The organism is Microbacterium paludicola (assembly GCF_039529675.1).
In the GTDB taxonomy this organism is placed as follows: Bacteria; Actinomycetota; Actinomycetes; order Actinomycetales; family Microbacteriaceae; genus Microbacterium; species Microbacterium paludicola.
The window spans coordinates 1-5,582 of the sequence record NZ_BAAANG010000061.1 but is presented as its reverse complement, the minus strand read 5'-3'; the positions used below and the strand labels follow the sequence as shown (position 1 = coordinate 5,582).

Below are 5,582 nucleotides of genomic sequence, written 5' to 3'. Positions count from 1 at the left end.
GTTCGAGACGTTCGTCCGCCTCACGGCCGCGACCCCGGACCCGCCCTATGAGCCGGTGACATACGAGGCCCCCGAGCAGTTCATCGCCCACCACGAGCGCGCGCTGCGCCCCGGCGCGCGACTCGACGTCCACCACCCGGCACCCTCCCATCCATACCTGCGCGAGCCGTACGCCGTGGCCGTGGCACTCGACCTCCGCGACGCGACCGCCTACGACGGCCTCGCCGTCTCCTCTCCGTTCGTGCTGGCCCAGTACATCGAGGGCGACGAGCGCCGCTGGCACTTCTTCAACCGAGCACACCTCGACCGCGCGGCCCTGCTGTGGCGCGTGGGCGGACCAATCGACCTCACCCGCGACACCCAGGAGCAACGCCCGCCGCAGACGCGTACTCAGTAATCGGCAGCCAACGGTCCTCGGTACAGCTCGGCCGCGGTCGTAGCGCTGTTGATCGCGTCACGAACCGCCTGCTGCGTCAAGTCGAGCACGCGCAGGACGTCGTCGATCTTGGAGACAGCCTCGATCCGGTGGAAGTCATCGGCATGCTCGGCCGCGTAGCGCGCGAGACCGCGCAGCTTGTGCAGCGCGTCGGGCAGGTCGTGCCAGTGCGGGTCGACGATGGAGGGCCGGATGACGCCACCGATCTCGTTGAAGAAGATCAGGTCCGGGAAGAGGCGGCGCCAGGCGTCCTTGCCGTCCTTGTACGCGATCGAGAGCGCGTCATCGGAGCGGGGCGGGTTGCGGTACCAGGCGATCGCGTAGGGCAGCTCGCGATCGAGCACCTCTGCCTCCCACGACCCGAGCGAGCCGATCGGGAAGTTGCCTTCCGCGTCGGACATCAGGTGCAGCGGTCGGGTCGCGACGGGGTTGCCTTCGGTGTCCACGGATGACTCGGTGCGAACCTTGGGCCGGAGGATCGGGATCGTCTGCGGGGTGCCGGCCATCGCCACCAGCTCGGCGTATTGCGCGCGGCGATGGTCGGGCAGCGACATGATCGGCGCGCGGTAGATCCGCAACCACTCGTTCGAGAGGGCAAGCGCGGCGCGCTCGAGCTCATCTTCGACACCGGGGATGCGGGCTGTGGCCGCGACATGCAGGTGCGCGGTGTAGAACCCATCGTGCTCGTCGTCGACACGGGCGTCGACGCGCTCAGCGTACTGCTTGGCGAGCTCACGGCCGAGGACTCGGCCGGCGGCGCGGTATTCGGCCTCGACAGCCCGCTCGTCGGCGGCTTCGGTGAATCCGATCGTCCCGCTGATGAGGCCGGTCTTGATCGAGGCGACCATGGTCTCCCCGTCGACGACCGAGAGGTCCTGTCGTGCCTTCTCGAGCGTGTCCGAGTACCGTGCCGCGACACCGTCGAGGACACCCAGCAGCTCCGCATACGCCTTGCTCGTGGCGCCGGACAGGATCCCGTCGAACGCGAGCTCGGCGGCGAGTCCAGTCAGGCGAGAGGTGGCACGGGCGGTCTTGCGCGGGAGCGTCTCCGAGGGAAGCTGGTCGAACGCCTCCCAGACCGCCTCTGGGATCTGCTCGTTCACGGTCATGTCGACCGGGCCGATGAGCACTCGGCGGCCGTCGCCGCCACCGGAGCCACCTGCGCCCTCGCTCGACGGGTCGTCAGCGTCGAGCTCGTCTCCATCGGTGGATCCGAGCAGGAGACCGACCACGCGGCGCGCGGTGCGCTTGTCGAAGAATGGCAGCGAGCACTCGACGGAGTTCAGCAGGTCGTTGCCGGGAATACGGCGCGCGAGCGGGGTGCGGACCATGCGGCCCAGTAGCTGCGTGATGTGGGTGTCATCGGTCGCGGGACGGTACGAGACGAGCACCTCGGCGCGTGGGCAGTCCCACCCGGTGCTGATCGCGTCCTTCGCCAGCAGGATGCGCACCGCGGTGCGTTCCTGCACTCGCTCCGGGGAGATGTAGGGGATCACGTGGCCGCCGACGACCAGGTCGCTGTGCTCACCGAACACGTGCGCGAGGTTCGCATCGGACAGCTCTGGCCACTCCTCGGTGATCGCCTGCACGGCCTCGGTCAGCATGGCCGACGTGGGGGTGTTGGGCACCTGGACGACCAGCAGCGGGATCACCGGATCCTCGTTCGCCTCCTGGGTCTGGTGGTACTCAGCCCACAGGCGCGTGGATTCCTTCACCTGCCGCACCCCGCGGCGCAGCAGCACCGTGTCGAACGTGCCGGCCTCGGCGGGGAAGTGCAGCCGGATGTCGTCCTTGAGCAGGCCCGACTCCTGCACGCGCGCGGGGTCGACGACCACGTTCGGCAGCAGCGTGCGCCCGGCCGAGTTCTCCATCGCCTTGTTGAACCGGTCCACGGTCGCGCTGATGCCGAGCACGATCGGCACCGCAGGTGCGCCGGCCTCGCCATTGATGAGCTGCCGGACGATCGTCGACTTCTCGGCGCGCTCGTTGCGGTTCGGTGCCTTCATGCCCCGATGCGCCTCGTCGAGGATCAGATACAGCGTCAGCGCCGGATCCTCGATCGTGTTCCGCAGGATCTCCCAGAAGGAACGCCCACGGTCCGGCTGGATCAGCATGTTCTCCGTGTCGAGCGCGGAGCCGCCGCGTACGAGCAGCGAGCGGGAGGACAGCTTCTGCGAGTTCAGGAAGTAGACGTTGCCGCGCTCGAGGCGATCCCCGGCGAACGAGTTCCCGATGACGTTGAGCCGTGAGTAGGGGATCTCGTCTGAGGCCTGCAGGATCCGGAATCGGGTCTGCTCGTTCAGGGACGGGTCGCTCGTGAACCACAGCACCACCGCGCCTGGGTCCTCGGTGAAGCCGAGCTCCTCGTTGCCGTTGAAGAGCGCCTCGATCACCGCAGCCGCCATCACCGTCTTGCCAGCACCAGTGACAGCCGAAAGGGAGAACGCCGAGCGGCGCGGCCGCGCCCGGTGATAGTCCTCCCGCGCGTCAGCGAGATTCGCGAGGACCTCCGCGACGGCATCGGCCTGGTAGTCCTTGAGCGTGAACTTCACAGCGCCTCGCCTCCGACGTTGATCGTGAAGTTGGTCAGGTACGACTCATACAGCCGCACCGGCTCGATGTGCTCCGGCAGCTTCGCGCACACCTGCTGGAAACCCCGGTCATCATCGGTCACCACGTAAGCGATCCGCGCACGGGGCACCTCGTGCAGCTGCTCGACGAACTGGCGTGACGCATCGACCTGGAACAGCACCCCATACGTATCCGCGATCGCGAAGCCCTCTTCCGGGATCCTCTCGATGCGGGCACCCTCGGCACCGGCGCGCAACCAAAGGAGTGGCGCGACGGCCGAGAACGCACGGTTGTGAGCAACCTGCCTGGGCGTCTCGTAGGTCAGCGTGAAGAACTCAACATTCTCCTCGAGACCCGCGGACATGGGGAACTCGTCGTTGAACTTGTAGTCACCCTTGATCGGCTGACCTGCGGGAGTCCTACCCGAGATCGCCGCCGCAATACGTGGCTTGGTGATGTGGTCGCAGATACCCAAAGCTTCCCATTCGGGGTCCCCGGGGCGCAGGCCGCCGGCTCGCAGGCGCTCCTGCTCATCGGCGCTGACTTCGTTGTTAGTCACACTGATGGACCGTCGCTGACCGCCGTCCTGCTTGTTCAAGCGCATAACAGCGTGAGCCGTGGTTCCCGAACCAGCGAAGAAGTCCAAGATGACGGCCCGGGGGTTACTCAGTACAAAGAACCGAAGTACGTCCTCGACCGCATAGAGGGACTTCGGGAAGGGGAAAGCGCGGCCGGGGAGCAACGCCGAGAGAAGAGTCGACCCGTACTCGGAAGCGTTATGAGCTGCGATCTTCCACTGGGTTGTCGGAACCCGTCGGGAGTCGCGCTTACCTGTTGCGATGATGGAGCCGTCGACGTCGCGCCCAGTGATCTCGAACCGATCCGACAACACAGCGGCATAGGCCCCGTCGGGCAGGTAGTTGACGACGTAGCCGTAAGCAGTCGCTCTTCCCAAGCGCACCCGTCCTTGCTCGATTCGAGTGCGCAGCTCCGGAGCGGAAACCTGCCAACGCCCGTCGGAACCGTTGCGACGCCGTGGAAGCACAGGAACCAGGCCCGGACGCTTCGGAGCGTCGTGAACGCCTGCCGGGAGCGGATCGCCAACCTCGACGATGCGAGGCACAGTCGGGTCGACATAGATCGGGTAGAACATCGACGGCCGGTCAGCTCTCGCGGAATTGGAACCGCGCCGCATCATCGAAGTCCACTCCGGACTCTCGGCCACTTCAGCCTCAGCGTCGGAGTCATCAGCCCCGGAGTTAGAGCCTGCACTCGCAGAGCTCGACCATTCCGGACCTAGCTCGAGACGCTCCGGCGTCGATGACCCGAGCATGACGAGGAACAGATACTCATCGGTGCGTCGCAAGCCTTCTCCGCGAGAGACTCCCTTCGGATTGATGACAGAGGAGACCATCTGGATACGAGCCTCCGGAAAAGTCTGCTCTAGCAGCAGACCGAGCCTCAGATACTCCTTCTCATCGATACTCACGATGAGCACCGAGCGCTCAGGATTCAACAGACGACGGGCGAGCTTGAGTCTGCGCTCCATGAACGCGAGCCACTTGGAGTGGCGGTAGATGTCTTCGCCGTCGACGTAGTCGTTGTTGTACTTCCAGTCACGAGCCCCGGTGTTGTAGGGCGGATCGATGTAGATCGCGTCGACGGCGCCCTCGTGCGTGTAGAGCAGGGTCTGCAGTGCGTGGAAGTTCTCGGCGTTGATGACCGTGTGGAACGGCTTGTCGCCGCCACGCTCGACTCGCCCGGTGGAGACCAGGCCGGGGTAGATCGGGTCGCGGAACTCCGCGACTACGACGAGGTCACGCACATCTCGCTCGGTCGTCTCGGGCTGCAGCGCCTCGGTCTCGTCGTCCTTCGCGAGGACGAGCGTGAGCTCTGCGATGACGGCAGCCTCCGCGTCGCGCCGCAGGGAGGTGACCCGCCACAGTCTCCGGTCGACCGGGCCCGTCGCGTCCCGCTGGGGCAGGAATCGGACCTTGTCCAGGACTCGCACCGGGCGGCCGGGCAGCTCGACGGTCTCCGGCGCGTGACGTTCGAAGTTCAGCCCGAAGGCGCGGCGCCCGCTCACGGCCGCGTACTCGCGATTCAGGTCCGCAGCCAGCTGGGGGTTGAGCTGCTCGACGTGCTTGAGCAGCTGAGAGATTCGCGACACTCGCACAGCCTATTTCGCCGCGAGGTTCGCTCCGGGCACCGATGAACCGGGCCGGCCTAGCAACAACCACCACCAGCCGGCGCCGTGCAATGTCGGAGGCCCCTAGTAGATTAATACCTGTCAGAGATACCACTTACCAGGAGGTCGAGATGAGCACCAAGCCCATGAGCATCCAGGAGGTCCACGCCTACCTGCACGGTCAGGTCAGCGCGTTCGCGATGGACAAGCACGACGCGCTCACCCTGGCGCGAGAGATCGACGGGCCGGGCATCACGGTCGGAGATCTCGCCGAGTACCTCGAGGGGGTCGGCTACCCGAACCTTGCCGCCGAGCTGCTCAGCGCCGAGGCGGAGATCGAGCTGCTCGGCGAGGACCTGTCCTCGCTCGCCGAGGCGCGCGACGCAT

At 66.3% G+C, this 5,582-nt stretch carries 4 protein-coding genes; 2 read left to right on the top strand and 2 right to left on the bottom strand.

Annotated elements, in window-relative coordinates:
- The coding region (locus tag ABD161_RS15700; RefSeq protein ID WP_344005115.1) for a hypothetical protein at positions 1-397 on the top strand (397 nt) is incomplete at its 5' end.
- On the opposite strand, the gene ABD161_RS15695 is transcribed toward ABD161_RS15700, so the two are convergent.
- Together ABD161_RS15695 and ABD161_RS15690 are read right to left on the bottom strand one after the other, a co-directional pair.
- Entirely contained in the window at positions 391-2,988 is a 2,598-nt protein-coding gene (locus ABD161_RS15695; RefSeq protein WP_344005112.1) for a DEAD/DEAH box helicase, read from the bottom strand. The two genes, ABD161_RS15700 and ABD161_RS15695, sit on opposite strands and share 7 nt — an antisense overlap.
- Positions 2,985-5,177: a site-specific DNA-methyltransferase gene (locus ABD161_RS15690; protein ID WP_344005109.1), complete on the bottom strand. Its 2,193-nt coding sequence runs from the start codon at positions 5,175-5,177 to the stop codon at positions 2,985-2,987. The genes ABD161_RS15695 and ABD161_RS15690 overlap by 4 nt, the downstream gene beginning before the upstream one ends.
- A gap of 149 nt (positions 5,178-5,326) precedes the next feature.
- Between ABD161_RS15690 and ABD161_RS15685 the strand changes: the two genes are divergently transcribed.
- On the top strand, positions 5,327-5,582 hold a 256-nt coding region (locus ABD161_RS15685), incomplete at its 3' end, for a hypothetical protein (RefSeq protein ID WP_344005106.1).